The sequence below is a fragment of the Salibacter halophilus genome (assembly GCF_008806325.1).
Taxonomy (GTDB): Bacteria; Bacteroidota; Bacteroidia; order Flavobacteriales_G; family Salibacteraceae; genus Salibacter; species Salibacter halophilus.
In genome coordinates, this window is the sequence record NZ_WACR01000003.1 from 289,472 (window position 1) to 314,111 (window position 24,640).

The window sequence follows — 24,640 nt, forward strand, 5'->3', positions numbered from 1 at the left end:
ATTTAGATTGTTTCTAAATAACAAAATTAATAATCAACTCAAGACAAAAAAATGAAAAAGCATCTTTTATTGATTTTACTAACCATCTCAACTGCTTTTAGTTCTGTTCTCAATGCACAAAATGAATTCTACGATGAATCGTATATCAGGTTTGATAATTACGTGTACAAAGACAGCATCAAAACTGTTCAACTGTTTAGAGAAGGCTGGAAAGATGGCTTTCCGCTAATCAACCTAAACTCTGCTGAACAACTGGTTCTGAATTTTGAAGATTTATCTGGTCTTGTAGAAAACTACGCCTACTCCTTTGTACACTGTAATGCAGACTGGGAGCCATCTGAATTAATGCCCATGGAATACATGGAAGGAATACAGGAAAACCTCATAAACAATTACCAGTATTCAGGAAACACGCGTGAACAGTTTATCCGCTACACTCTGCGGTTCCCAAACCAAAATATCAAACTCACAAAATCTGGAAATTATTTGCTCAGGGTTTTCGATATGGAAAATGATGAAACAATCATTACGTGGCGATTCTTTGTTGTTGAAAGCAGAGTAAATGTGAGTTTTGATATTAAACGATCAACCCAGGCACGATACAGGCTCACTCACCACGAAGTAGATTTTTCATTACAACCCGGTAAATACAACCTCACAAATCCCTACACTGATATGAAAACAGTAGTTCTCCAAAACCACGATTGGCAAGGGGCTATGCGAAATTTGGAACCAACTTTTGTGAAAAGTACAGAACTCGTATTCAACTACGATGATCGGAACCTTTTTCCGGGTCTGAATAACTGGCGCTTTTTCGATACCAGAAACCTCAATTACATAGCTGAAAACACACGCGAAATTGAAATTTACAACAATCGCTATCACGTACTACTGCAACAAGACGAACCGCGTAAAATCAAGCAATATCTCGACAGGGGCGATATCAATGGCGGCTACCTGATTCGCAATGATGACCGCAGGCTCAACGACATACTAGAGGCCGACTACGCCTGGGTACACTTCTCTCTTCCCTATCCACAAGAGTTGAAAAACGGCAACCTTTACATTTACGGGGAATTGTCAAACTGGAGAATTCGTGATGACTTTAAACTCAAATACAACTCCAGTACCAACCAATACGAAACAGCTCTCTACCTCAAGCAAGGCTATTACAATTACCTTTATATGTACACCAAAGACGGTTCTGACAGTGGCGACCTCACTTTCATTGACGGAAGTCATGCTCAGGCTGAAAATGATTACTCAATATTTGTATATCATCGACAAAATGGTGATATTTATGATCGATTAGTGGGATTTAACTCAACGTCTTTCCCACGCTAAACATATTTTAATGGTCAGAGCCGAAACAGATGGAATCATTGTGAGCGTGCGCTCAGGGTACAAAAAAGAATACTCTGACCCCGATCGCAAATTTTTCATCTTCGCCTACCGGATTAGAATAACCAATACAACTTCCAGCTCAATCCAGCTCAAAAGTCGCTACTGGAATATCATGGACTCAAATGGAATTTCACGAGTTGTGGAAGGTGAAGGCGTTGTGGGCAAACAACCCGTTTTAGAGCCGAGCGAATCCTATGAGTACGAATCTGCTTGTGATTTGAGTACTGAAATCGGGAGAATGAGCGGCTTTTACACCATGAAAAGATTGAAGAACGGAACCGAATTTTACGTCACTATTCCTGTCATAAATATGGAAGTCCCTTTTAAACTGAATTAAAGCCCGAATAAAAAATTTCTAATACCGCTTTCATTTTTCTTGTAGGATTTGTGGTCTCAGCACTCCAATTTAGTTCCCATAATAATTTCACGCTATATTCTTGCTCCAAGGAGATTGTTACCCAATGACAATCTCCTTTTTTTATTTCTTTAAGTTTTCATAACATAATTCCAGTAAGACAGGTTTTTATCATAATCTCTTTTCTTAGATTTGTCCGTATTGAAACTCAATCAATAACAAAAACAAAAAAGAAATATGATTAAAGGTTTTTTTAACGTACCTCCGGCTAAAAACGAGCCGGTTGTGGATTATTCTCCGGGAACTCCTGAGAGAGAAGCTCTTCAAAAGAAATATAAAGAACTTTACAACGGACACATTGAAGTGCCCATGTACATTGGTAGCGAAGAGGTAAAGACAGGAGACACTCACGAGCTCACTCCTCCACATGACCACAAACATGTAATTGGTAAATACCACAGAGGAAATAAAGAACACGTTCAAAAAGCAGTTGACTCAGCATTAGCAGCAAAATCTAAATGGGAAAGAATGAGTTGGGAACACCGCGTTTCTATTTTCCTCAAAGCTGCCGATCTCATCAGCGGTCCATACCGTGCTGAGATGAATGCTGCAACAATGCTCGCTCAATCTAAAAACGCTTATCAATCTGAGATTGACGCTGTAGCTGAAATCATCGACTTCCTGCGCTTCAATGCAGATTACATGACTCAGCTCTACAGAGAGCAACCTTACAGTCCAAAAGATACGTGGAACCGAATGGAGTTTAGACCATTAGAAGGTTTTGTATTTGCTATTACTCCTTTCAATTTTACTGCAATTGCAGGTAACCTTCCATCAGCTCCTGCAATGGCTGGAAACACAGTTGTTTGGAAACCTGCAGATAGCCAGATTTATTCTGCTCAGCTCGTAATGAGAATCTTCAAAGAAGCAGGATTACCTGATGGCGTAATCAACCTCATTTATGTTGATGGTCCAGACGCAGGTGATGTTGTATTTGATCACGAAGACTTTGCCGGATTGCACTTTACAGGTTCTACAAAAGTGTTCAAGCACCTTTGGAAGACAATTGGTTCAAACATCGATAAATACAAGTCTTACCCACGCATTGTTGGTGAAACTGGTGGTAAAGACTTTATCGTGGCGCACCCATCTGCTGAAACGCAAACACAAGCTATTGCAACAGCGATTATCAGAGGTGCATTTGAGTTCCAGGGACAAAAGTGTAGTGCAGCATCTCGTTGCTACTTCCCTTCTAACTTTTGGCCACAACTCAAAGATGAGTTACTCAACGATATGAAAACACTCAAAATAGGTGCTCCTGATGATTTCAGTAACTTCATCAACGCTGTGATCGATCGCCCGGCATTTGATAAGATTTCAGGTTACATCGACAAAGCAAAAGAATCTAAAGATGCTGAAATTATTGCCGGTGGAAATTACGATGACAGTAAAGGATACTTCATCGAGCCGACAGTAATTTTAACAACTGATCCTCATTTCGTAACAATGGAAGAAGAAATCTTTGGTCCGGTTGTTACGATTTATGTGTACGATGAAAAAGAAAAATGGAGTGATGTTCTCAAAATGGTTGATGAAACTTCTCCATATGCGTTAACTGGTGCTGTATTCAGTCAGGATCGTTACGCTATACAAGAAGCTACTGAAGCATTGACACACTCTGCCGGTAACTTCTACATCAACGATAAGCCAACCGGATCAGTAGTTGGGCAGCAACCATTTGGTGGTGCTCGCGGATCTGGTACAAATGATAAAGCCGGAGCTAAATTGAACATGTTGCGTTGGATGAGCGCTCGTTCAATCAAAGAAAACTTTGTTCCGGTTAATGATTACCGCTATCCTTTCTTGGGTCAGTAATCAGGTTACTGGCTGTAACAAATCAAAAGGCTGTTTCGCAAATCGAAGCAGCCTTTTTTATTTCAATTCACCGGGAAATTCAATATCCAATTCGCTGTAAAACTGTTTGAGGAAATCAATCATGAATTCGTGTCGTTCAGCAGCCAACTTTTTTCCTGTAGCTGTATTCATTCTGTCTTTTAATAACAACAACTTTTCGTAGAAATGATTGATCGTTGTACTCCGCTGTTCTTTGTATTCCTCAAAACTTTCATGTTCGGTCGGATTTAACTTTGGGTCAAAAATGGGCTGATTTACAGATCCACCGTATGTAAAAGTGCGGGCGATGCCAATTGCACCAATCGCATCTAACCGATCAGCATCCTGAACGATTTCTCCTTCAAGTGAATCTGGTTTTTCCTTTTGCTGCTTTCCTTTAAATGAAACTTGCTCGGCAATTGAAATGATAGCTTCTTGTTGGTCAGATCCCAAATCAATTTCATTCAAAAACTCACCGATTAACTCTCGCGGACTTTTATTAAAAAGTTTATGATCACCTACATCGTGCAACAAAGCAGCCATTTCCACGATAAATCGATCTCCACCTTCAGTTTTTTGAATCTGCAAAGCATTGGTCACGACACGCTCAATGTGCAGATAATCATGACCAGTCCCCTCGCCTTCGAAAAATCGCTGAATGTAATTTCGGGTCTGACCGATAATTGAAGCCTTATCCATGGCCGAAAGATGCAAAAAAAAACCGCCACCCTAAAAGGATGGCGGTATTTGCACTAACCTAACCCTACTAACTCTGTGAGTCTAGAATCGACTCACACCACTATTAACGAGTGCAAATTAAATTTAGTTTACGAAATTTCGATTAATCGCTGTTTTGGCTGATCAGGAATCATTTTAGGTAACGTCAACCTTAGGATTCCGTCATTGTACTTCGCTTCGATTTTCTCAACATTTACGCGTTGCTCAGGCAATTTGAATGAACGCTGGAATGACGAGTACGAAAACTCTTTACGAGTGTAATTCTTTTCTTTTTCACTCTTTTCATCCTTGTGCTCAGCCGAAATAGTAAGTACATCATCATCCACATTAACCTTGAAGTCATCTTTCTTCATACCTGGCACAGCCAATTCAACTTCATAGTTTTTTTCGTCTTCATGAATATTCACTGCGGGTGAAAACTCATTTCCGTTGTAAAAATCGTTGTACACATCAGAGTCAAAAAATGATGGTACAAAAGGCCAGTTGTTTCTTCTTGCTAGTTTCATAATTCTATTGTTTTAATGTTGTTTTTAAATTCGTTTGGCTACATAAAATCAATTCATGTACCAAAACAAAATGCTGGAAACGAGTCAGTAATTTTGACGGTCAGAACCGAAATAACATGTCTTTTTGACTGGTTTTGTGAGTTTTAGCTGACATTTTTACTGAAAGAAGTTTTAGACATCCAATACTTAATGTGCCCCGTACCTACGGCACTTTAGTTTTATCAAACGACAAAATGCTCCGGGTTTCACCCGAAGAAAAAAGTGACTCGTGCCTAACGGCACTTCAAACATGATAAATAAGCTTAAGCATGATTTTATATACTCATAAAATGAATCTATACCTGAATGATTGAAAACTGAAATGTTTATACACTCTACAATGAGTGCCTTTAGGCACGGTTAAACCTTTAACTCTGGGTTAAAACCCAGAGTTAAAGCATGGAAAACTTATCGTGAGTGCTGTAAGCACGGATAACAAAATAAAAACTGGTTTTCACTCTAATTCACAATGATGAAGAGCATTTGTATTAAGTTGGTAAGTGAATTACATTTGAAAACGAATAAGACAACCTAAATCACGATTGATGCAACAAGAAGCAACGATAGAAGAATCACTCGAACATAAAGCGAAAGCATGGACATCAGCCTTTTTTGATGAAGAAATAAGAAATGAAGTAGAAGAACTTCTCCAACAAGGTGGAGACGCACTGGCTGATGCGTTTTACAAAGATCTGGAATTTGGAACAGGCGGAATGCGCGGTATTATGGGAGCCGGCACAAACCGGATCAATAAATATACAATCGGTCAGGCTACTCAGGGATTGAGTACTTACCTCACTAGACAATTTGAAGGCGAACAGATAAAAGTGGCAATCGCCCATGATTGCCGACACAACTCAAGGAAGTTCGCAAAACTCGTTGCTGATGTATTCAGCGCAAATGGCATTGACGTGTACCTGTTTGAGGACTTACGCCCTACTCCTGAACTTTCATTTGCTATTCGTCATTTGGGCTGCCACAGCGGTGTGGTTCTGACCGCTTCACACAATCCGCCAGAATACAATGGCTACAAAGTTTACTGGAATGATGGCGCTCAACTCGTTCCACCTCACGATAAAAATGTGATCAATCTCGTTCGCGAGACAGATTTTTCTAATATTCAGTTTGAAGCTGACGAAAAACGCATCCACACGATTGGTGAAGAAATCGATAAAGCCTATTTCAAAGCAATTGCTGAGCAATCGATGGGAAATGCCGGAAAGAATGATCTCAGCATCGTTTTCACCTCAATCCACGGAGCATCAATAAAATCAGTTCCTCCGGCTCTGAAAGAAGCTGGTTTTTCAAATATCCATATCGTTGAAGAACAGTCAGAACCGAACGGAGATTTCCCCACAGTAAAATCACCTAATCCAGAAGAGCCGGAAGCCCTCAAAATGGCGATCGAAAAAGCTGAGGAACTCAATGCAGATGTCATTGTAGGCACTGATCCGGATGGAGACAGAATTGGTGTTGGCGTTCGCGACAGCAATGGAAAAATGCAACTCCTAAACGGCAACCAGGCAGCTTCTCTCCTTACCTGGTACCTGATTGATCAGTGGAAAAAGGCAGACAAATTGAGTGGCAAAGAGTTTATTGCTGAAACAATTGTCACCTCTGAACTACCTGCTGTAATTGCCAGAGATTATGGTGTCAACACTTATTACTGCCTGACCGGTTTCAAATGGATTGCAGATATCATCCGCAAAAAAGAAGGAAAAGAAACATTCATTGGCGGTGGTGAAGAGAGCTACGGCTACATGATTGGCGATTTCGTTCGCGACAAGGATTCTGCAAGCTCCAGTGTGATTTTTTGTGAACTGGCTGCGCTTGCTAAATCTCAGGGGAAAACAGCATTTGATTTTCTCATCGAGTTGTACATGAAGTACGGATTCTACCAGGAACACCTGATCAGCATTGTGAAGAAAGGCCGCAACGGTGAAGCTGAAATTACTCAAATGATGAAAAATTTCCGCAATAATACTCCTGTTGAAATTGACGGATCAAAAGTTATACAAACCCGCGACTTCGAAACACAAATCGAAACACTGGAAAATGGCGAAACGCAGCCTTTAGACTTCCCTAAATCAAATGTTTTTCAGTTAATTACTGAAGACGGAACACGCGTAACCGCTCGCCCATCAGGAACTGAACCAAAGATTAAATTCTACTTCAGCGTGAACCAAAAACTCGAAAATAAAGAGGATTTTACTAGTGTTCAAAGCCAATTGAAAAGCAAAATTGAGAGGATTGTGGAGGAGCTTGGTATTTCATAATTGAAAGAAATGGGTTCTGACCATTAAACCAGAACCCATTATTCTATTTTCATCCTCCCCTATATCACAAACCAATAACATTTTTTTACATCTTGTTTCCTATATAAATCGCTACTTTTGTGCAATTTTTAACACGTGATATACAAAAGGAGTGCTTATGTCAGTTTCAACCAACAAGATTAAATACGAAGGGTTAACTTACGATGATGTTTTATTAGTACCTCGCTACTCTGAGGTATTACCACGTGAAGTGGACATCTCGTCAAAATTTTCACGCAACATAACACTCAAAACACCAATCGTTTCAGCAGCAATGGATACGGTTACTGAATCGGCACTGGCAATTGCCATTGCCCAGGAAGGTGGAATTGGTGTTCTCCACAAGAACATGAGCATTGAAGCTCAGGCTGCTGAAGTACGCAAAGTGAAGCGTAGCGAGAGCGGTATGATACAGGATCCTCTCACAATCAGTGAAGACGGACTTGTGACTGACGCACTCCAAATGATGAAAGAGCATTCTATTGGTGGTATTCCGGTTGTCAAAAAAAATGAAGACCTCGTTGGTATTGTAACCAATCGCGATCTCCGTTTCGAGAAAAACATGCAACGCCCCATCACAGAGGTAATGACAAAGGACAACCTCATTACTATCTCGCAAAACGATGACCTAGAAAAGGCAGAAGACATTCTCCAGGAAAATAAAATCGAAAAGCTTCCGGTAGTTAATGAAGAAGGAAAACTAACCGGACTCATCACTTTCAAGGATATCATTAAAGCCCGTATAAAACCAAATGCCTGTAAAGATCAATACGGCCGCTTGCGCGTAGCTGCTGCTGTGGGTATCACAGCCGATATGATGGAGCGCGTCAATGCACTCGTTGATGCAGGTGTTGATGCTGTCATTATCGATACAGCTCACGGTCACTCAAGAGGAGTTATTGAAGCACTTAAAACTGTAAAAAGTTCCATTACCGATAAAGTTGATGTAATTGTTGGAAACATCGCAACTGCTGAGGCGGCTCGTGATCTGGTTGATGCCGGAGCTGATGGAGTTAAAGTCGGAATTGGACCGGGTTCTATTTGCACAACTCGTGTTATTGCCGGAGTCGGTTTTCCTCAACTCAGCGCCATACTCGAAGTTTCAGGTGAATTAGCCAATACTGACGTTCCATTAATCGCAGATGGCGGCATCCGCTTTACAGGAGATATCGTAAAGGCACTAGCAGCCGGAGCGAGCAGTATCATGGCCGGGTCGTTATTTGCCGGAACTGAAGAGTCACCGGGTGAAACGATCATCTACGAAGGAAGAAAATTCAAGTCGTACCGTGGAATGGGATCAATTGAAGCCATGCAAAAAGGTTCAAAAGATCGTTACTTCCAGGACGCAGAGGACGACATCAAAAAACTCGTTCCCGAAGGGATTTCAGGCCGTGTACCATTTAAGGGAAGTATCGCAGAGGTTCTCTACCAGCAAATTGGCGGCATAAGAGCCGGAATGGGATACTGCGGAGCTAAAGACATTCCTTCACTCCAGGAAGCACAATTCGTTAAAATTACACCTGCGAGTGCTATCGAGGGTCACCCACACGATGTAACCATCACGAGAGAAGCACCTAATTATTCAAGAAAATAATAAAGCAATGAATAAGATCAAATCAATCCTTTTGGTCGGAGCCGTTATTGCCTCCACTCTAGCAACTGCTCAGGTTAAAAAGAGCGCTACCATTTTAAAAGTTGAAGATGAAGAAATCACCGTTCAGGAATTTGAACGCATCTACAACAAGAACAATAACAAAACTACAGTTGACAAAAAGACTGTCAGCGAATACATGGAATTGTTCATCAATTTCAAACTCAAGGTTAGAGAAGCTGAAACGATGGGACTCGACACTTCAGCAGCTTTCCAAAAAGAGTTGGGTAGCTACATTGGTCAACTGCAAAAACCTTACCTCACAGATCAGGAATACATCGATCATTTAGTGAAAGAAGGTTACGAACGCATGCAAAAAGACGTGAACGCAAGTCACATCTTATTCCGCATACCAAAAAACCCAACACCGGAGGACACTTTAAAGGCTTACAAAACTGCCATGAAAGTGTACAATAAAGCAAAAAGCGGGGTTGATTTTGAAGTGCTCGCAGCCGAACACTCACAAGATCCATCTGCTGAAAAAAATAAAGGAAACCTGGGTTGGTTCTCAGCTTTTAGAATGGTTTATCCATTTGAAACGGCAGCATATGAAACGCCTGTTGGTGAGGTATCTAAGCCGGTCAGAACCAGATTTGGCTACCACCTCGTGAAGGTGAACGATAAACGCGATGCAATCGGTGAAATCAAAGCTGCTCACATCCTTATCAAACATGATGAAGAAGGACAAAACAAAGAAGACGAGGCTAAAAAGAAGATAGACGAAGTTTACGAACAGCTCGAAAACGGTGAGAGCTTTGAAAGATTAGCCCGTACTTATTCTGAAGATCGCGGATCTGCTAGAAAAGGTGGCGAACTACCAAAGTTTGGAGCCGGCAGAATGGTCCCTGAATTTGAAGATGCAGCATTTGGACTCGAAAACGATGGCGATTACAGCAAACCATTTGAAACTGAATACGGCTGGCACATCGTAAAACGAATCAGCAAAGATGATCTGGGTTCGTTTGAAGAGGAAAGAGACTTTATCCAGCGTCAGGTTGAGCGTGATGGTCGTGGATCTGACAGTAAAGCATCTCTTGCCAAAAAACTGGCTGATGAATACAATGTAAAGGTTTACCAAAAGAATATTGACGCGATGGTTGATGTCCTCGACTCATCAGTTTTTGTTGGCGATTGGAGTGCCGATAATGCTGAGGGAATGGACAAAAAAATCATGCAGCTCAACGATAAAGAATACGGAAAAGAAAAAATCACCTGGACTCAGCAGGATTTTGCGAAATTCCTCGCTAAAAGACGCCACATTAAGCCAATGGATATGAAAATGGCTGTCAATTCTTTCTTTGAAGATTTCAAGACAGATGAAATTTTGGCTTATGAAAAGTCTATTCTGACCGAGAAATATCCGGAGTACGAAGCACTTTACAACGAATATCATGATGGCATCCTCCTTTTTGACCTCATGGAAAAGAAGGTTTGGAAAAAAGCGATCAACGATACTACCGGACTCAAAGCCTTCTACTCTACTCGCAAAAGTGAGTACATGTGGCCAAAGCGTGTAAAAGGAACAATTTACACTTGCTCTGACAAAGACGAAGCTGGTCAGGTTGTTGATCTATTAAAAGAAAATGCCTCAGACTCGGCTATCGAAGCTAAACTCAACAAAGACAACGCACTTGCAGTGAAAATTCAGCAAGGAACTTACTCTGCTGATCAACGTCCGGTTCTGACCGATATCAAATGGAAAAAGGGTATTTCAAAAATCGTTGAGCACGATGGCAGCTTTGTTATTGTTGAAGTTGAAGAGGTTCTTGAGCCTGCAGAAAAGAAACTCAAAGAAGCTCGTGGAGTTGTCATTACAGATTACCAGGAAAAACTGGAAAAAGACTGGATTGAAGAACTTCGCAATAAATATGACTTTGAAGTGAATCAGGAAGTTCTTGACAAGCTTGAAAAAGAATACGAGAAGTAATTGAGTTATCGACAAACTGATCTACATATTATCGCTCGCTCTGTTGATGCAATCGTGTAGTTTTTTCAACTCTGATGAAGAGGAAAGAGAGCCGGTTGCAAGAGCCTATGACAGGTATTTGTACGCTGATGAGCTGGCTCAGAATATTCCCAACAGCTTATCTGATGAAGACAGCACGATCATGGCTCACAGCCTGATCAAGAACTGGATCGAAAAGCAAATACTCGTTTACCAGGCTGAGAGCAACTTACCGGGCGAAAAGAAAAATGTAGAAAAGAAGCTTGAGGAGTACCGAAGTGACTTGCTCATTTACACTTACCAAAACGAACTCCTCAGTCAAAAGCTCGATACTACGGTTACTGAAGCTGAAATCAAGGCTTATTACCAAAACAACAAGAAGAACTTTCAGCTCAAAGACTATATCGTCAAGGTTTACTACGTAAAAGTAGACACCAATGCGCCACGTGTAGATGAACTCAAGTCCAATATTTTAGCTGATGATACTGAGTCATTGCGCAAAGTTGAGGACTACTGCTACCAGTTTGCCCACAACTTTTACCTCGATGAAAACAAGTGGCTCTACCTCGATGATATTTTGAAAGAAATTCCGGTTGAAGATTACAACCGCGAAAAATTCCTTCGCAAGAACAAAATATTTGAACTCGAGCACGGACAATACAAACACATTTTGCGAGTTTTAGACTACAGGATGAAAGACAGCACCAGTCCCCTGTCGCTTGAACACGATAAAATAAAAAGCATCATTTTGAATCAGCGAAAAGTCGAATTTGTCAAAAATTTAAAAAACGATTTATTTGCTGAGGCAGAACGAAAAAATAACTTCGAAATTTACTGATGAAGAAATTAATAGCACTACTCTTATTTATCGTAACACTTTCGGTCAGAACCGAAGCACAGCCCGAGCAAAACAAAGTCATCGATGGCGTTATAGCTGTGGTAGCTGACGAAATTATCCTGCGATCAGATTTGGAAAACCGTATGACGCAGTACAGGCAAGGCGGTAATCCTGTCAATGAAAACACCAAATGCACGGTAATGGAGGACTTGATGTACAACAAACTCCTTTTGGACCAAGCTAAAATCGATTCCATTCAAGTGCAGGAAAGCCAGGTAAACTCTGAGCTATCGAGGCGTATCGATTATTTCGTGCAACAGATTGGATCAGTAGAAAAGCTAGAAGAATTTTACGGGAAGTCAATCGCTAAGATCAAGGATGAGTTTTACGATCTCATCAAAGATCAAATGACGATTCAGCAAATGCAACAACAACTCTCCTCTGATGTGCAGGTAACCCCAAAAGACGTTAGAGAGTTTTACAACAGTATTGATCCTGACAGTCTCCCTTACATCAATGCTCAGGTTGAAGTATCGCATATCGTAATCGACCCGGTAATCAACGAGGAAGAAAAAGAATCAACCAAGCAAAAGCTACGCGAGTTGAGACAACGTGTTATGGATGGCGAGGATTTCGGAACCCTTGCCTACCTCTACTCTGAAGATCAGGGAAGTGCTGAAAAAAACGGTGAACTCGGATTTATGAAACGCGGCATGCTCGTTCCGGAGTTTGCCGCTGCAGCATTCAGCCTTGATCCGGGTGAAGTATCAGGCATTGTAGAAACAAAATTCGGTTTCCACCTGATTAAAGTAATCGAAAAGAAAGGTCAGCAAGTTAATGCGCGCCACATCCTGTTAAAACCAAAGGTTTCCGGATCTGACCTTACCCGCGCTAAAGCTAAGCTCGACTCAATCAGAAAAGTCATTATCGAAACCGACTCTATTTCTTTTGCAGATATGGCTGAAGAAGTGAGCACTGATGAAAAATCGAGCAAAAACGGTGGTAAGATCATCAATGAATCATCCGGCTCTGCTCGCTTTGAAATGAACCAAATGAGTGAAGTTGATCCCAACCTCTTTTTCGTACTCGACAAAATGGAACCGGGTGAGATATCAAAGCCTGTTGTTTACAACAAACAAGACGGCTCAAAAGCTTACAGACTCGTTAGACTCGATACCGTTTACGAACCACACCGCGCAAATCTCAAAGATGATTATCAACGAATTCAAAGTGTCACGAAAGCTCAAAAGCAAAAAGAGTTGATTGACGAATGGATTCAGGGGAAAATTAAATCTACCTACATCAAAATCAATGAGCAATACAGAGAATGCTCATTTGAACACTCATGGCTCTGATACATTATGGAAAATAAATACAAAGACGAAGTTGAAGCTGCAGAAGCATTTGCAGCAAAATATAAAGCACTAAACGAAGAAATTGGCAAAGTCATCATCGGTCAGCGAGAGGTTGTGAAAGACATCGTGATCTCGATCTTTAGTGGCGGTCATGCTTTGCTCGTTGGTGTTCCCGGGCTCGCAAAAACACTTTTGGTCAACACGATTTCAAAATCACTTGGCCTCAAGTTTAGTCGGATCCAGTTTACGCCCGATCTCATGCCAAGTGACATCATCGGATCTGAAATACTGGACAAAGAGCGAAATTTTAAATTCGTGAAAGGACCGGTTTTCGCCAATGTGGTACTCGCTGATGAGATCAACCGTACTCCGCCTAAAACGCAGGCGGCACTCCTGGAGGCGATGCAGGAAAAATCAGTTACTGCGGGTGGTGAAACCCACCGATTAGAAGAACCTTTTTTCGTATTGGCCACTCAAAACCCGATTGAACAGGAAGGGACTTATCCCCTGCCTGAGGCTCAGCTCGACCGTTTCATGTTCAACATTTGGGTCGATTATCCTTCTTTCCAGGAAGAAGTTGATGTGGTTAAAGCCACAACTACCGACAAAAAAGTAGATGTCAATTCTGTGATGGATGCTGAAGAAATCAAGTATTTCCAGCAGCTCGTCCGCAAAGTACCGGTAACCGATAATGTCATGGAATATGCTGTAAACCTCACAGCTATGACAAGACCTGAAGGCGATCGCGCTCCGCAACTCGTAAAAGACTATATCAGCTGGGGTGCTGGTCCGCGTGCTTCACAATACCTGATTTTGGGAGCTAAATGTCACGCTTTGATCAACGGCAAATACGCTCCTGACAATGAAGATGTTCGCGCAGTTGCTACACCAATATTACGACACAGAATGGTGAAAAACTACAAGGCTGAGGCAGAAGGTTATTCAATCGAGAAGATTATTGAAGAACTCAAGAATCAACGTTAAAGCTATTCTTTAGCGAGTTCCTGTAAAAAATCTTTGAAGGAAGAAGTGTTGTACTTGGCCATTCCGCTTTTAGCTGAAACCACTTCTCCTTTTTTGTTCAGTACATAAGTTCGTGGAATTGCACTTCCTGTAAACTGCTGTGGTATGTTACTCGCTACTGCAAAAACGGGGAATGAATACGCTTCATCGTGTTTGAAATCGATTGCTTTTTGAAACTCCTGATCGCGCGAGAGCATCACAAAAACAATATCATCACTTTTCACTTCTTCATACAACTCCTGAATTCCGGGCATTTCAGCTTTGCATGGCGGACACCACGTAGCCCAAAAATTCACAAATACCACTTTTCCTCTAAGATCAGCGAGATTTAAAACTTCTCCCCTTTCATTCATCAACTTCATTGAAACCGGTCCGCTCGAATCTAATGGTTCCTTGTCAGTATCTGGCTGAATGATTCCCGTTGATAAAATTACGCGCTGTACACCACTTATTAGCGGTTTGTAAAGGCCGCTGAAATACAGGGAAAGTGCAACTGAAATGAAAACAGCCCAGTTGATTACTTCTTTTTTTGTCTCTTTATTTGAAAAGATTTTCATTCTGATTTAATCGTATTGCAAAGCTCTAAAAAACGAACTCAACAAGCTGTGACAAGCATCACCGTTTGTCGTTTTTTGTGACTCTGGACTTGTAAAACCAGGCGATAATGAATGTAGAGAAAAATGAAAAGGAACTGTAAACAACAGCTATCAGCGCCATTTGATTGTTTTCAATAACATTTGTTGCAATGAAAATCGCCAGAGCACTGTTCTGTAATCCCATTTCGATGGCTATCGTGTAAATAGATTCCTTCGACTTTAATATTCGTTTTAATCCAATAAAAGCGATCAGCATAACGCCAATATTTAAGATAAGACCGGGAACAGCGAGCTGAACAAATTCACTCACACCAAATGACTCCTTATCCGTAAAGAACAACACGTAACCAAAAACCAACAACAAAATAGCGGGTAAAATATAGCGCAATGGCTCTTTCAGTTTTGAAGTGAGATCAGGTTTGTAGTGATTGACTGTCATACCAGCTAAAACCGGTAACAAAACAGTGCTTGTCACCTCTCCGGCCGTACTCGAAAACGAAACATCAACAGGCTGATCCTTTCCCAAAAACACATTCAGAGCCAGCTGAACAATGAGCGGAATGCTGAACACAATAATGAAGCTATTGATGGTCGTGAGCGAAACTGACAGCTCCGTATTGCCTTTAAGAATATATGTCACCAGGTTTGAAGCCGTTCCTCCCGGGCAGGCAGCAATCAAAACAAGACCTACTTTGTAAATTGGATCTAAGGGATAAATCCACGCGACCAAAAAAGCTACCAGAGGCATTACAATCATTTGCCCTACCAATCCGGTAAACATGGACTTCGGTTTTTTGAAAACCGTTTTAAAATTGTCAAACTCCAAATTGAGACCAATCCCCAACATGATGATCCCAATTGCGATAGGCATTAAAAGTGAATCGGAGTTTGCCATTTACTTTTCTTTGGCTCGAAGAAAGGCAATTTACGATAATTTAAAGTCAAAGATCGGGCTAATTTTGCGCATCGTAGTATAATTGCCAAAATTTGAAATATGCGTCACTTCATACTTGCACTAACGGTTGCGTCAACAATTGCTAGTTGTCAACCTGCAAAATCTCCACAGTCAGAACCGAACAATCAGCTCAGCTTATTGAGCGCCACCGCTTACACGCAGCAATCAGCGGAGTACCGTGCGGTTTGTTTGCAAACGTATCAGCTTGCGGGCAGGGCTCTGACCGAAAAAATGGCTGAATATAACTCAGATTCTCTCAAGCCGGCAATTGTATTAGACCTCGATGAAACGGTGCTGGATAATTCGCCTTACACCGCCTGGCAAATTGCGAATAACAAACCGTACACCACCGAAACGTGGCAAAAGTGGACAGCGATGGGAAAAGCCAAAGCTGTACCCGGATCAAAAAAGTTTCTCAAACTTGCAGATAGTCTGGATGTCACGATTTTTTACCTCAGCAACAGGCGTGTAAACAGATTAGAACCGACTGTGAAAAACATGAAAGATTTGGGAATGCCACAGTCAGAACCGGATCATTTTTACCTGAAATCGAGCACTTCAGATAAACAACCACGAAGAGATTCCATCATGAGCCAGGGTTACGATATCTTGCTTTTTTGTGGCGATAACCTCGGTGATTTTGGATCTGAATGGGATCACGGTACAACTGCCCAGCGAAATGAAACAGTCTTGAATTCTTCTTCGAGTTTTGGCACTGAATTTTTCATTTTCCCCAACCCGATGTACGGCAAATGGGACGCTGCCCTACTCGACTACAACCGCGACACATCAGAGGCAGCAAAAAATCAAATGAGGATTGATAAGTTGGAGAAGGTTGAAATTTAGGCTGTCCTTTTGGCTTGATCCAAAAGGACGAAAAGATCAAGGCACACGGAAACTTCGCTCGAATTTCTAGCAGTCAATCGCTATTTTTACTGAACTCGCAAACGCCTTTAGCGTGTTTTTCTTTAGGAAAAACCCGAAGGCTGAGCTCAGGCACAGCAAAAATTTACGCTTACTCTGCTGAAATTCTACGCGTCAGTTCCCGAGGCCGTAAAAGCTCGTTAAAATATATCGTGAGTAGATTGAGTTCCGTTCTCGTCTCGTGTTTTCGGATAAAAAACAAGCGTTCCTTAACTCAACAATTAACCAAAATGTCAATCGTAGTTTCGTCTCATCAGTCAGCGATATGCAGCGGATGCGCGTAGAAGCGAATTGACAAACATTAGAATTAAGGACCTTGAACTTGACCGAAACCAACTGTTTGTGAGAGGAGGTAAAGGAAAAAAGGATAGGGTAACAATTTTGAGTGAAAGCTTGATCAATCAGCTTTTGATATATTTGGAGGAGTACAAGCCGAAGTATTGGCTTTTTGAAAATATGAAACGTGGCAAATACTCTGCTCAAAGTGTTTTAAACGTTGTTAAAAAGTCTGGGAAAATGGCAAAAATTTCACGTACTGTAACTCCACATATGCTGAGACATTCTTTTGCTACTCATTTAATGGATCATGGAGTGGACACTCGAAAAATCCAGGTAATGCTTGGACATAATTCGATTAAAACAACTGCAAGATACACCCACGTGAGCAATAATGATTTCCACAAAATAAAAAGTCCCCTGGACCAAATACAGACAAATAACAATTTAATTAACAATAACTTAAAACAGTAACGGATATAAGCGTATAAAGAACACTGTTTCTTTATATATACGTTGTGCTGCATTAGAATAAAACCCACGAATGGACATTCTTAAAAAGCTAAAGAAAGAGACCGTATTTGGAAAATTGCTCGACTATGGACTATTTTCTGAAAAGCTTAATCCAATTTTTTCAAGTGAATCTTATGGCAAGTGGATTAGAAAAGAAGGTCTTAAAGTCTACAAAAAGCGAGAGTTTTCGACTGTATCCTTTCACTTAACCAGAAATAACAATGCTCCCAGAGTAATTGAAATACCACACCCAATTAGTTATTACCGACTTTGCAATGAAATAAAGAAGAATTGGACTGAAATCATCAAGAAGATTGGAGAAATAGATGACTACGCTGATAGAAGTATGGTAATTCCCAAACCCAATAATTTGAATAAGCGTTTGGTGTCTATGCTCTCGTACAACAAAAACAAAGACGAAAAATTCCTCATTCTCGACAAGTCTTTTAAAGCAAAATATTACGTACACGCGGACATAGCTAACTGCTATCCCAGTATCTATTCCCACTCAGTTCCTTGGGCGCTTGTTGGTCACCAAGAAGCCAAGGATAATATGGATGATAAATCAAAATGGTATAATAAACTTGATTTCGCTATTAGGTCAATGCAAAGAAATGAGACTGTGGGAATTGCTATTGGTCCCGACACATCAAGTATAATAACTGAACTTATCCTAACTCGTGTCGACAAAGCACTTTCAGATTATAAATATCTCCGATACATTGATGATTACAAGTGCTATTGTGATTCAAAGGAAGAAGCTGATACTTTTCTTAGAAAACTCAGTAAAGAATTAGAAAAGTATCGATTAAGACTAAATCCCAAAAAGACGGAAATAATTGAACTACCTAAGCCACTTGACCAAGATTGGGTTCGAGAATTAAAAGCTTACACAAATAAGTTTCTGACTAGTAAGGAAGTCACTAAAAAAGACATCAATGTATTGAGCGAGTTCATTGACTTAGCTCTCAATCTCGCAAAATCTAATCCAGGTGACTCTCCAATAAGATACGCTGTAAAAATACTATCTAAAAAGCTGTATAAGGACAATGATGTATTCGCTTTTGTGATAATGTACCTATCTAGACTGTGTTTCATCTTTCCATATTTTATTGATGTCTTTGACCTTCTTTTGGAAAAGAACACACCAAGTGACGAAATCTTAGAATTAGTTGAAAAGGAGATTAACTCTATTGCCAAAGAACATATAAAGTACTCTCGTTCTGATGTGTCATTATGGAGCATCTATCTTGCTATTAAATATGATTTCCTTATTGATGACTTTGAAAAGTTTTCGGACTTTTTAATTACGGATAGAGACTGTTTACCAGTCCTAATGAGCTATGAGTACGCAAAAGCCAAAAAACATAAAACCAAGAAATTTTTCGATTTCATTGACACCTTAGTGACCGAAAAAATTGAAGAAGAATGGTGGATTTACATTTACACACTTTACTTCGATTCACATCGAAAAGCCATATTCAAGAAAATAGCCTTTAAGGAATTCTATGAAGAAATGAGAAAAGGAAAAGTGAAATTTCTGAAATAAAAACGCAGCACAACAATGGGTATAAAACATAGGGCGGATAGTGGTTTCCGCAGGGTTTCGTCTTCGTAGCTACCTTTGTCACAGGCGGACAGGAAATAACTCCGTAGCACCCCACGTTTCTTAGCTGCAAAACGTTACCACACATTAAAATGAAAACGACACTTTCAACAATATGGATTCTGATTTTGATTCTTATTTCCTGTGAGAGTTATCTTAAAAAGGATTCTAAAGATCCAGACTTTCCTTATACATTAAGTCAGATATTAGAATACAAATTGATTGGTGAGTCAGTTGAGTTCAGTGCTATCTACCCAGACTCAAGCAGCAAAGTTTTAAACATGTTCTGTGACACCTTTGATGCAAACCCAGAACTGTATTTAGATAAATACTATACAAAAATCGATTCTACTACTTATCATTTTTTTCATGCGAGCCCAGTAGAGTTTCCATGGATAGACGAAGCTGGCACTTTCTATTTCAATATTGACAACTTAGATAGTCTATTTCAATACAATGAAGAATTTAAGTATCCATCTGATTCTCTAACAGAGTTGATAATTCAATCTGCAGCAGATGAGAATATGACAATCTCAGAATTATTAAAATTTCGTCAATTTGAGAGTTCTACTTTTTGGACTCCGAAACTATTTTTCGTCATTGGTTTTAATGAATGTGAAGATATGACGCTGCTCAAGATAAACGAAGCGATAATGAGAATTGACAATTCATTAGAAGAACTGAAAACAAAATATTTAGAATCAGGAATAAACCTTACACCAAGAATAATAATTAAAAAACGTGTGCCAACAGCACCTAAGAAAACATGGGGCGGACAGTGGTTTACGCAGGGTTCGTTCTTCGTGGCTACCTTTGTCACAGGCGGACAGGAAAGTACTCCGAAAAGCCCCACGTTTCTTAGCTGCAAAACGTTGTGCAGCCTTTAAATAAAAATCATATGACAAAAATTAGACTCCTCTTCTTGGTGACCATTTTCATTTCAAGTTTTGCGTTCGGACAGTCAGACAACAAAAAGAAATTAAAAGCTGAACTAATCGGAACTTGGGAATTTGTGGAGCTAAGAGACGCGCAAGGCAATAAAGTGGACACGATTTTTCATAATGTTCCAGGACTCGACAAACAAGGTTGGGAAATTCCAAAAGGACCTTTGTTGACTTACAACTCTAACGGTACTTATTCAAAGCAGTTTACTCCGCAGAACACCGACACGGGAAATTGGTACTATGACAAGAAGAAAAAATCAATAATTCACAAGCTGTACTATTCAAAACCTTATGGAGCAGCAGCTCAGTACTTAATTGACAAAGGACACGCAAAACAGGATGAAAGTGGCAACTACTACGAAGTGATTACAGACCAAGTTGTAAAACTCACGGACGACAAATTGATAATTCTTGAGCGTGAAGGTCGACAAAGAACATTTAAGAAAAAGAAATAAAAAACGCATCACAACAGCACCTAAGAAAACATGGGGCGGATAGTAGTAAACGCAAGGCACCTCTCTCCTATCAAGCTCTTTAACGAGCAGACAGGAAAAAACTCCGTAGCACCCCACGTTTCTTAGCTGCAAACCAGTGGGGCTAATGTAAAATGATCAGAATATTATTGACCATATCGATTCTTTTAGGACTAACAGATTTTACCTTCTGTCAAGTCGATCAAGATAGTCTTAAATCAATGAAAACGATTTCTAATTTGATTAAGAATCAAAAAGAAACTGTTGAAAATGACTCTTTGAGATTTCTTTCGGGACATGTGTTTTCAAAATCAATAAACCACAAGTACATAAGACTATCAAATCGCTCAGGTACCTACATTCATGTTTATTCGGAACAAGACCAATATACAGAGCCAATTTTCACTGCACGTCTTCATTGGATGAACTTTATGAAAGATTCAATTTTTGACATCAATGGAGATAAAATAAGAGACTTAGCAATTCATTGGTACCCTTCTTCGGGGTGCTGTTTAGCAGACATATATTACTGCTGCATTTATGATGAAAACACTGACCATTTTTCAGAAAAATTGGAAATACTGAATCCAACATTCTATCCAGATCAATTTCAAACTTTCAGCATGACCTACGGACACCCAGGAGAAACCAAGTTTTATGAATTCAAATGGACAAATAATACATTGGATACATTGAAATCTTACGAATGGAATGACAGATCTCATAACCATATAATTCTGACAAACTTTAAAACAGGAACCCATACGGACTTGAAAAATATCCCAAAAAACCTTCCAGAACTATATGGATTTGATTGGTTCATGATGAGATTAAATAATGAAGATGAGAAATAATAAACACTAGCTCCAACTAAACCTAAGAAAACATGGGGCGGACAGTGGTTTCCGCAGCGTTCGTTCTTCGTGGCTACCTTTGTCACGAGCGGACAGGAAATAACTCTGTAGCACCCCACGTTTCTTAGCTGCAAAACGTTCTATCGTTGACTTAAACTAACCTTATTCCAAAACAATAACAGGAAATTGGCGATCATTGATTTTGAGGTAATACACTCCCGCTGACCAGTCTGACAGATTGATGCGCTTCTGTTTCTCGACACGACCAATTTCTATCAATGAACCTCTGGCATCGTAAATTTTGTAAGGGTTTGAGTTAATCACTTCAATGTCGATGAAATTCCTGGCTGGATTCGGATAGACTTTAATACTTCTGCTTTGGTTGATCGCTTCTGCGCTCAACAATCCGGCATCAGCGAGTTGATACGCTTTGTAGAAGTCTGGAATACCATAACCCAATTGATTATTGGGATTATCATAAATGGAACCAGATTGTTCAATAGCCTGCTTTATTTCACTCCACTTGAAATTTGGTAGTCCCTGCCATAAACAAGCTGCGGCTCCAGCAATGAGCGGACTACTAAACGATGTTCCGGTCACTCTCTCTATTTGACCAATGTTAGTTGGCGATGGAATTGCCGCTTGAGAGCCTCTCGCCACAACATTTGGCTTGATAGCTCCATCAGCTGCCGGTCCGAGGGAAGAAAACCCACTCCAATCGCCATCTTCATTGACTGAACCTATTGCCAAAGCATCATCAGCATCGGCCGGAGTTGATATCTTTTGCCACGGATCATTCCCAAAGTTCCCGGCACTCACTACGATCAGCATACCGCGGGATGCCGCAAAATTAGCTCCACGAGCAGCAACTGTCGATTGACCATCAAACTCGCTGTAAGTGTGGCTCTGACCGGGATCATCAAATTCAGTGTAAGAAAGAGAAGAGTTAATAATATCAGCTCCGGCACTGTCAGCAAATTCGGCTCCGGCAATCCAATTGTACTCCTCGATAATGTTTTCTCCACCGTTATCCTCGGTGACAATCAACATATAATCAGCTTCAGGAGCAGCTCCAATTGCCTGGAAACCAATATCGACTCCCATCATCGCGAGCACATCAGTTCCGTGTCCACCATCATCGTAAACATCGTGATTTTGCGGATCTACGAAATTTCGCGTAGCAACAATCCTGTTTTCCTGAAAAAGGGGCTCAAAAACTGATGAAGTATCGACATGCCTAAATCCATTATCCAAAACGGCAATGGTCATCCCATTTCCGCGATACCCCATGTTGTGAAGCCTTTGCAAGTTTATCTGAGTGATTTGTGCTTCAGTTTCACCGTAGATCGGATTCGACTGGATTTCATTGTCCTTTGTAATCTCAGTTGATTCAAAGTAATGGTCAGAGCCTTTTTTGCCGGCTATCAACCGCGAATCAGCTGTATCGACAACCGGCAAACTCTCGATGCAATTCAGTGCAGCGGTATCAGTTGTTTGAATCACAACACCATTGAGCCATCTTGAGCGGTAAAGAATTGTTATTTGTCCGCAGTTTCGAATTTGTTGCACATAAGCTTCTACAACGGGTAAATCATTGCTGTCGATAGCGATAGACTGGCTCGAACGTCTATCGAGCGCTTTTTGAGATAGAAAAGCCTGGGGGTTTGAAAGTGAGAATGTTGTGGCAGATTTATCAGTAAATTTCACGAAATACTTCTCAGGAGCTATTTGCGCTATAGAAGCCTGCATTGTAAATAACACAAGCACGAGCAAAATAGCTCTATTTCTGAAGTTCTTCTGTTTCGAGTAATTTACCGAGATCATACACTTTTTTCAATTCTGGCAATCCGCGTTCATCGTATTCAACCCACATGCTATCCTTCACTGCATCGCGGTAGTAGCCCTTTTGTTTGAGCTTTCCATCAGGATAGTAAAACTTTTGGAGTCCCTCAGGATTTCCATCGACATACTTCCCTTCCATCTTGAGTTTTCCATCGGGAAAGTACTCTTTTCTATACCCTGTTTCAAGTCCGTCTTCAAAACTCGTTTCGCGAGCGATCTGACCATGAGCATAGTAAACAGTCATGTCGCCATTTCGTTTATCATTTTCGTAGTGGACTTCCATTTTCACGTTTCCGTTGCGGTCGTAATACGTCCACTCACCCGATTTTACATCCGGTTCTGAATAAGGTCCTTCAGCCGCTACCTGCTCATTTTCGTAATAGAGTTTTCCTTCAGCGCTTCCGTCTTCGTGAAAAACCATTTGAGCAGATTTCACGCCTTTACCGCTGTAGTATGAGAACTTCCCAATCGGTTTTCCGTGTTCAAAATACCCTTCGTATTCTTTGTCTCCGCTGGGATATTTCTTAATCCAGTAGCCGTGTTTGTTGCTGTCGCTATCAAACTGATTTAATGCGTCTTGCTGTTGAGCACTTAAAGTTATACTCACAGTCAGAACCACACATAGCGAGAGGAAATTACGTATCGAGATTTTGTTTTTTTCTAACATAATAAACGTTGCGATCAGGTGCATTACGAGAAATCATCTCTCCCAAAAATCCGGCCAAAAAGAGCAGTGTTCCCAAAATCATAGTTGTGAGAGCGATGTAAAAAAGCGGGTTATCTGCAATCAGGCGTTTGGGAATATGATTGTAAAGGAAGTAAGCTTTTTCAGCTCCCAGGTAAATGACAATCCCAAACCCGATGACAAACATCAGCGTTCCGATGAGACCAAAAATATGCATTGGTCGTTTGCTGTACTTCGATACAAATGAAATGGTAACGAGATCTAAAAAACCATTTACAAACCTACTCATCCCAAATTTTGAACTTCCGTACTTGCGGGCTCTGTGCTCCACTACTTTCTCCCTGATTCTATCGAAACCGGCCTGTTTAGCGAGCATCGGGATGTAGCGGTGCATTTCACCGTACACTTCAATACTCTTTACAACCTCGATATCGTAAGCTTTGAGTCCGCAGTTGAAGTCGTGTAAATAAATACCACTCATTTTACGAGTAGCCCAGTTAAAGAGCTTTGTGGGAATAGTTTTGGAAGGCGGATCGTAGCGTTTTTTCTTCCATCCGCTAATGAGATGATTTCCTTCTTTGGCGATAAGGTTGTACAATTCTGGAATTTCATCGGGGCTATCCTGCAAATCGGCATCCATCGTAATCACGACATCACCCTGAGCATGCTCAAAACCCACATTCAACGCAGCCGACTTACCGTAATTTCTTCTAAACTGAATTCCTTTAGCTTCATTGTGTTGTGAGCTAAGCTCTTCGACTATAGACCAGGAAGAATCTGAACTGCCGTCATCGATAAAAATAACTTCATAGCTGAAGTTATGGTCTTTCATTACGCGGTCAATCCATTTGTACAGTTCGGGAAGTGACTCCTCCTCATTGAAGAGTGGTATAACAACGGAAATATCCAA

22 protein-coding genes are annotated in these 24,640 nt (G+C 40.6%); 15 read left to right on the forward strand and 7 right to left on the reverse strand.

What is annotated here, in order from left to right; translation table 11 throughout:
- Nucleotides 1–51 precede the first annotated feature (51 nt).
- The 3 genes from F3059_RS04715 (at nucleotide 52) to pruA (ending at nucleotide 3,634) form a co-directional block, all read left to right on the forward strand.
- A complete protein-coding gene (locus F3059_RS04715) occupies nucleotides 52–1,344 on the forward strand; it encodes a type IX secretion system plug protein (protein ID WP_151166970.1) in 1,293 nt (430 codons plus the stop codon).
- Nucleotides 1,345–1,354: 10 nt separating this feature from the next.
- Complete coding sequence (gene apaG / locus F3059_RS04720; RefSeq protein WP_151166971.1) at nucleotides 1,355–1,741, forward strand: Co2+/Mg2+ efflux protein ApaG; 387 nt, start codon at nucleotides 1,355–1,357, stop codon at nucleotides 1,739–1,741.
- Nucleotides 1,742–1,996: 255 nt separating this feature from the next.
- On the forward strand, nucleotides 1,997–3,634 hold the full coding sequence (pruA, locus tag F3059_RS04725) for an L-glutamate gamma-semialdehyde dehydrogenase (protein WP_151166973.1): 1,638 nt from the start codon (nucleotides 1,997–1,999) through the stop codon (nucleotides 3,632–3,634).
- A gap of 57 nt (nucleotides 3,635–3,691) precedes the next feature.
- Here the strand turns inward: pruA and F3059_RS04730 are convergent, their stop codons facing one another.
- Together F3059_RS04730 and F3059_RS04735 are read right to left on the reverse strand one after the other, a co-directional pair.
- The gene (locus tag F3059_RS04730) at nucleotides 3,692–4,351 is read right to left on the reverse strand and encodes an HD domain-containing protein (RefSeq protein ID WP_151166974.1); all 660 of its coding nucleotides are present in this window, start codon (nucleotides 4,349–4,351) and stop codon (nucleotides 3,692–3,694) included.
- Between the two features lie 128 nt (nucleotides 4,352–4,479).
- Nucleotides 4,480–4,896, reverse strand: a complete 417-nt coding sequence (locus tag F3059_RS04735) for an Hsp20/alpha crystallin family protein (RefSeq protein ID WP_151166975.1) — start codon at nucleotides 4,894–4,896, stop codon at nucleotides 4,480–4,482.
- 584 nt (nucleotides 4,897–5,480) lie between these two features.
- On the opposite strand from F3059_RS04735, the gene F3059_RS04740 reads away from it, so the two are divergent.
- From F3059_RS04740 to F3059_RS04765, 6 genes are all read left to right on the forward strand, one after another.
- Complete coding sequence (locus tag F3059_RS04740; RefSeq protein ID WP_151166976.1) at nucleotides 5,481–7,211, forward strand: phospho-sugar mutase; 1,731 nt, start codon at nucleotides 5,481–5,483, stop codon at nucleotides 7,209–7,211.
- A gap of 157 nt (nucleotides 7,212–7,368) precedes the next feature.
- On the forward strand, nucleotides 7,369–8,844 hold the full coding sequence (gene guaB / locus F3059_RS04745; protein WP_151166977.1) for an IMP dehydrogenase: 1,476 nt from the start codon (nucleotides 7,369–7,371) through the stop codon (nucleotides 8,842–8,844).
- A gap of 7 nt (nucleotides 8,845–8,851) precedes the next feature.
- The gene (locus tag F3059_RS04750; RefSeq protein WP_151166978.1) at nucleotides 8,852–10,828 is read left to right on the forward strand and encodes a peptidylprolyl isomerase; all 1,977 of its coding nucleotides are present in this window, start codon (nucleotides 8,852–8,854) and stop codon (nucleotides 10,826–10,828) included.
- Nucleotides 10,829–10,874: 46 nt separating this feature from the next.
- Nucleotides 10,875–11,684, forward strand: a complete 810-nt coding sequence (locus F3059_RS04755) for a hypothetical protein (RefSeq protein WP_151166979.1) — start codon at nucleotides 10,875–10,877, stop codon at nucleotides 11,682–11,684.
- Complete coding sequence (locus F3059_RS04760; RefSeq protein WP_151166980.1) at nucleotides 11,684–13,039, forward strand: peptidylprolyl isomerase; 1,356 nt, start codon at nucleotides 11,684–11,686, stop codon at nucleotides 13,037–13,039. The genes F3059_RS04755 and F3059_RS04760 overlap by 1 nt, the downstream gene beginning before the upstream one ends.
- 6 nt (nucleotides 13,040–13,045) lie before the next feature.
- Nucleotides 13,046–14,023: an AAA family ATPase gene (locus F3059_RS04765; protein ID WP_151166981.1), complete on the forward strand. Its 978-nt coding sequence runs from the start codon at nucleotides 13,046–13,048 to the stop codon at nucleotides 14,021–14,023.
- Nucleotides 14,024–14,025: 2 nt separating this feature from the next.
- Here the strand turns inward: F3059_RS04765 and F3059_RS04770 are convergent, their stop codons facing one another.
- Both F3059_RS04770 and F3059_RS04775 read right to left on the reverse strand, forming a co-directional pair.
- Entirely contained in the window at nucleotides 14,026–14,619 is a 594-nt protein-coding gene (locus F3059_RS04770; protein ID WP_151166982.1) for a TlpA family protein disulfide reductase, read from the reverse strand.
- A 58-nt stretch (nucleotides 14,620–14,677) separates the two neighbouring features.
- Nucleotides 14,678–15,553 carry a bile acid:sodium symporter family protein gene (locus F3059_RS04775; protein WP_151166983.1) on the reverse strand — a complete coding sequence of 292 codons (876 nt, stop codon included), beginning with the start codon at nucleotides 15,551–15,553 and terminating at the stop codon, nucleotides 14,678–14,680.
- A gap of 99 nt (nucleotides 15,554–15,652) precedes the next feature.
- Between F3059_RS04775 and F3059_RS04780 the strand changes: the two genes are divergently transcribed.
- The 6 genes from F3059_RS04780 to F3059_RS04805 all read left to right on the forward strand — a co-directional run bounded on the left by F3059_RS04780 (nucleotide 15,653) and on the right by F3059_RS04805 (nucleotide 21,203).
- A complete protein-coding gene (locus F3059_RS04780; RefSeq protein ID WP_151166984.1) occupies nucleotides 15,653–16,459 on the forward strand; it encodes a 5'-nucleotidase, lipoprotein e(P4) family in 807 nt (268 codons plus the stop codon).
- 330 nt (nucleotides 16,460–16,789) lie between these two features.
- Nucleotides 16,790–17,287, forward strand: a complete 498-nt coding sequence (locus F3059_RS04785; protein ID WP_151166985.1) for a tyrosine-type recombinase/integrase — start codon at nucleotides 16,790–16,792, stop codon at nucleotides 17,285–17,287.
- Nucleotides 17,288–17,357: 70 nt separating this feature from the next.
- Nucleotides 17,358–18,875, forward strand: coding sequence for an RNA-directed DNA polymerase (locus F3059_RS04790; RefSeq protein ID WP_151166986.1), 1,518 nt, complete (start codon nucleotides 17,358–17,360; stop codon nucleotides 18,873–18,875).
- A 149-nt stretch (nucleotides 18,876–19,024) separates the two neighbouring features.
- Nucleotides 19,025–19,819 (forward strand): hypothetical protein, encoded by a 795-nt coding sequence (locus F3059_RS04795; protein ID WP_151166987.1) that lies wholly within the window; start codon nucleotides 19,025–19,027, stop codon nucleotides 19,817–19,819.
- Nucleotides 19,820–19,830: 11 nt separating this feature from the next.
- Nucleotides 19,831–20,331 carry a hypothetical protein gene (locus tag F3059_RS04800; RefSeq protein WP_151166988.1) on the forward strand — a complete coding sequence of 167 codons (501 nt, stop codon included), beginning with the start codon at nucleotides 19,831–19,833 and terminating at the stop codon, nucleotides 20,329–20,331.
- A gap of 239 nt (nucleotides 20,332–20,570) precedes the next feature.
- Nucleotides 20,571–21,203: a hypothetical protein gene (locus tag F3059_RS04805; protein WP_151166989.1), complete on the forward strand. Its 633-nt coding sequence runs from the start codon at nucleotides 20,571–20,573 to the stop codon at nucleotides 21,201–21,203.
- 162 nt (nucleotides 21,204–21,365) lie between these two features.
- On the opposite strand, the gene F3059_RS04810 is transcribed toward F3059_RS04805, so the two are convergent.
- Genes F3059_RS04810 through F3059_RS04820 form a run of 3 tightly spaced genes read right to left on the reverse strand, consistent with a single transcriptional unit; the run spans nucleotide 21,366 to nucleotide 24,640 of the window.
- On the reverse strand, nucleotides 21,366–23,027 hold the full coding sequence (locus F3059_RS04810; protein ID WP_151166990.1) for a S8 family serine peptidase: 1,662 nt from the start codon (nucleotides 23,025–23,027) through the stop codon (nucleotides 21,366–21,368).
- Nucleotides 22,984–23,712: a toxin-antitoxin system YwqK family antitoxin gene (locus tag F3059_RS04815; RefSeq protein WP_170265048.1), complete on the reverse strand. Its 729-nt coding sequence runs from the start codon at nucleotides 23,710–23,712 to the stop codon at nucleotides 22,984–22,986. Before F3059_RS04815 ends, F3059_RS04810 begins: the two co-directional genes overlap by 44 nt.
- Complete coding sequence (locus tag F3059_RS04820; protein ID WP_151167009.1) at nucleotides 23,681–24,640, reverse strand: glycosyltransferase family 2 protein; 960 nt, start codon at nucleotides 24,638–24,640, stop codon at nucleotides 23,681–23,683. The genes F3059_RS04815 and F3059_RS04820 overlap by 32 nt, the downstream gene beginning before the upstream one ends.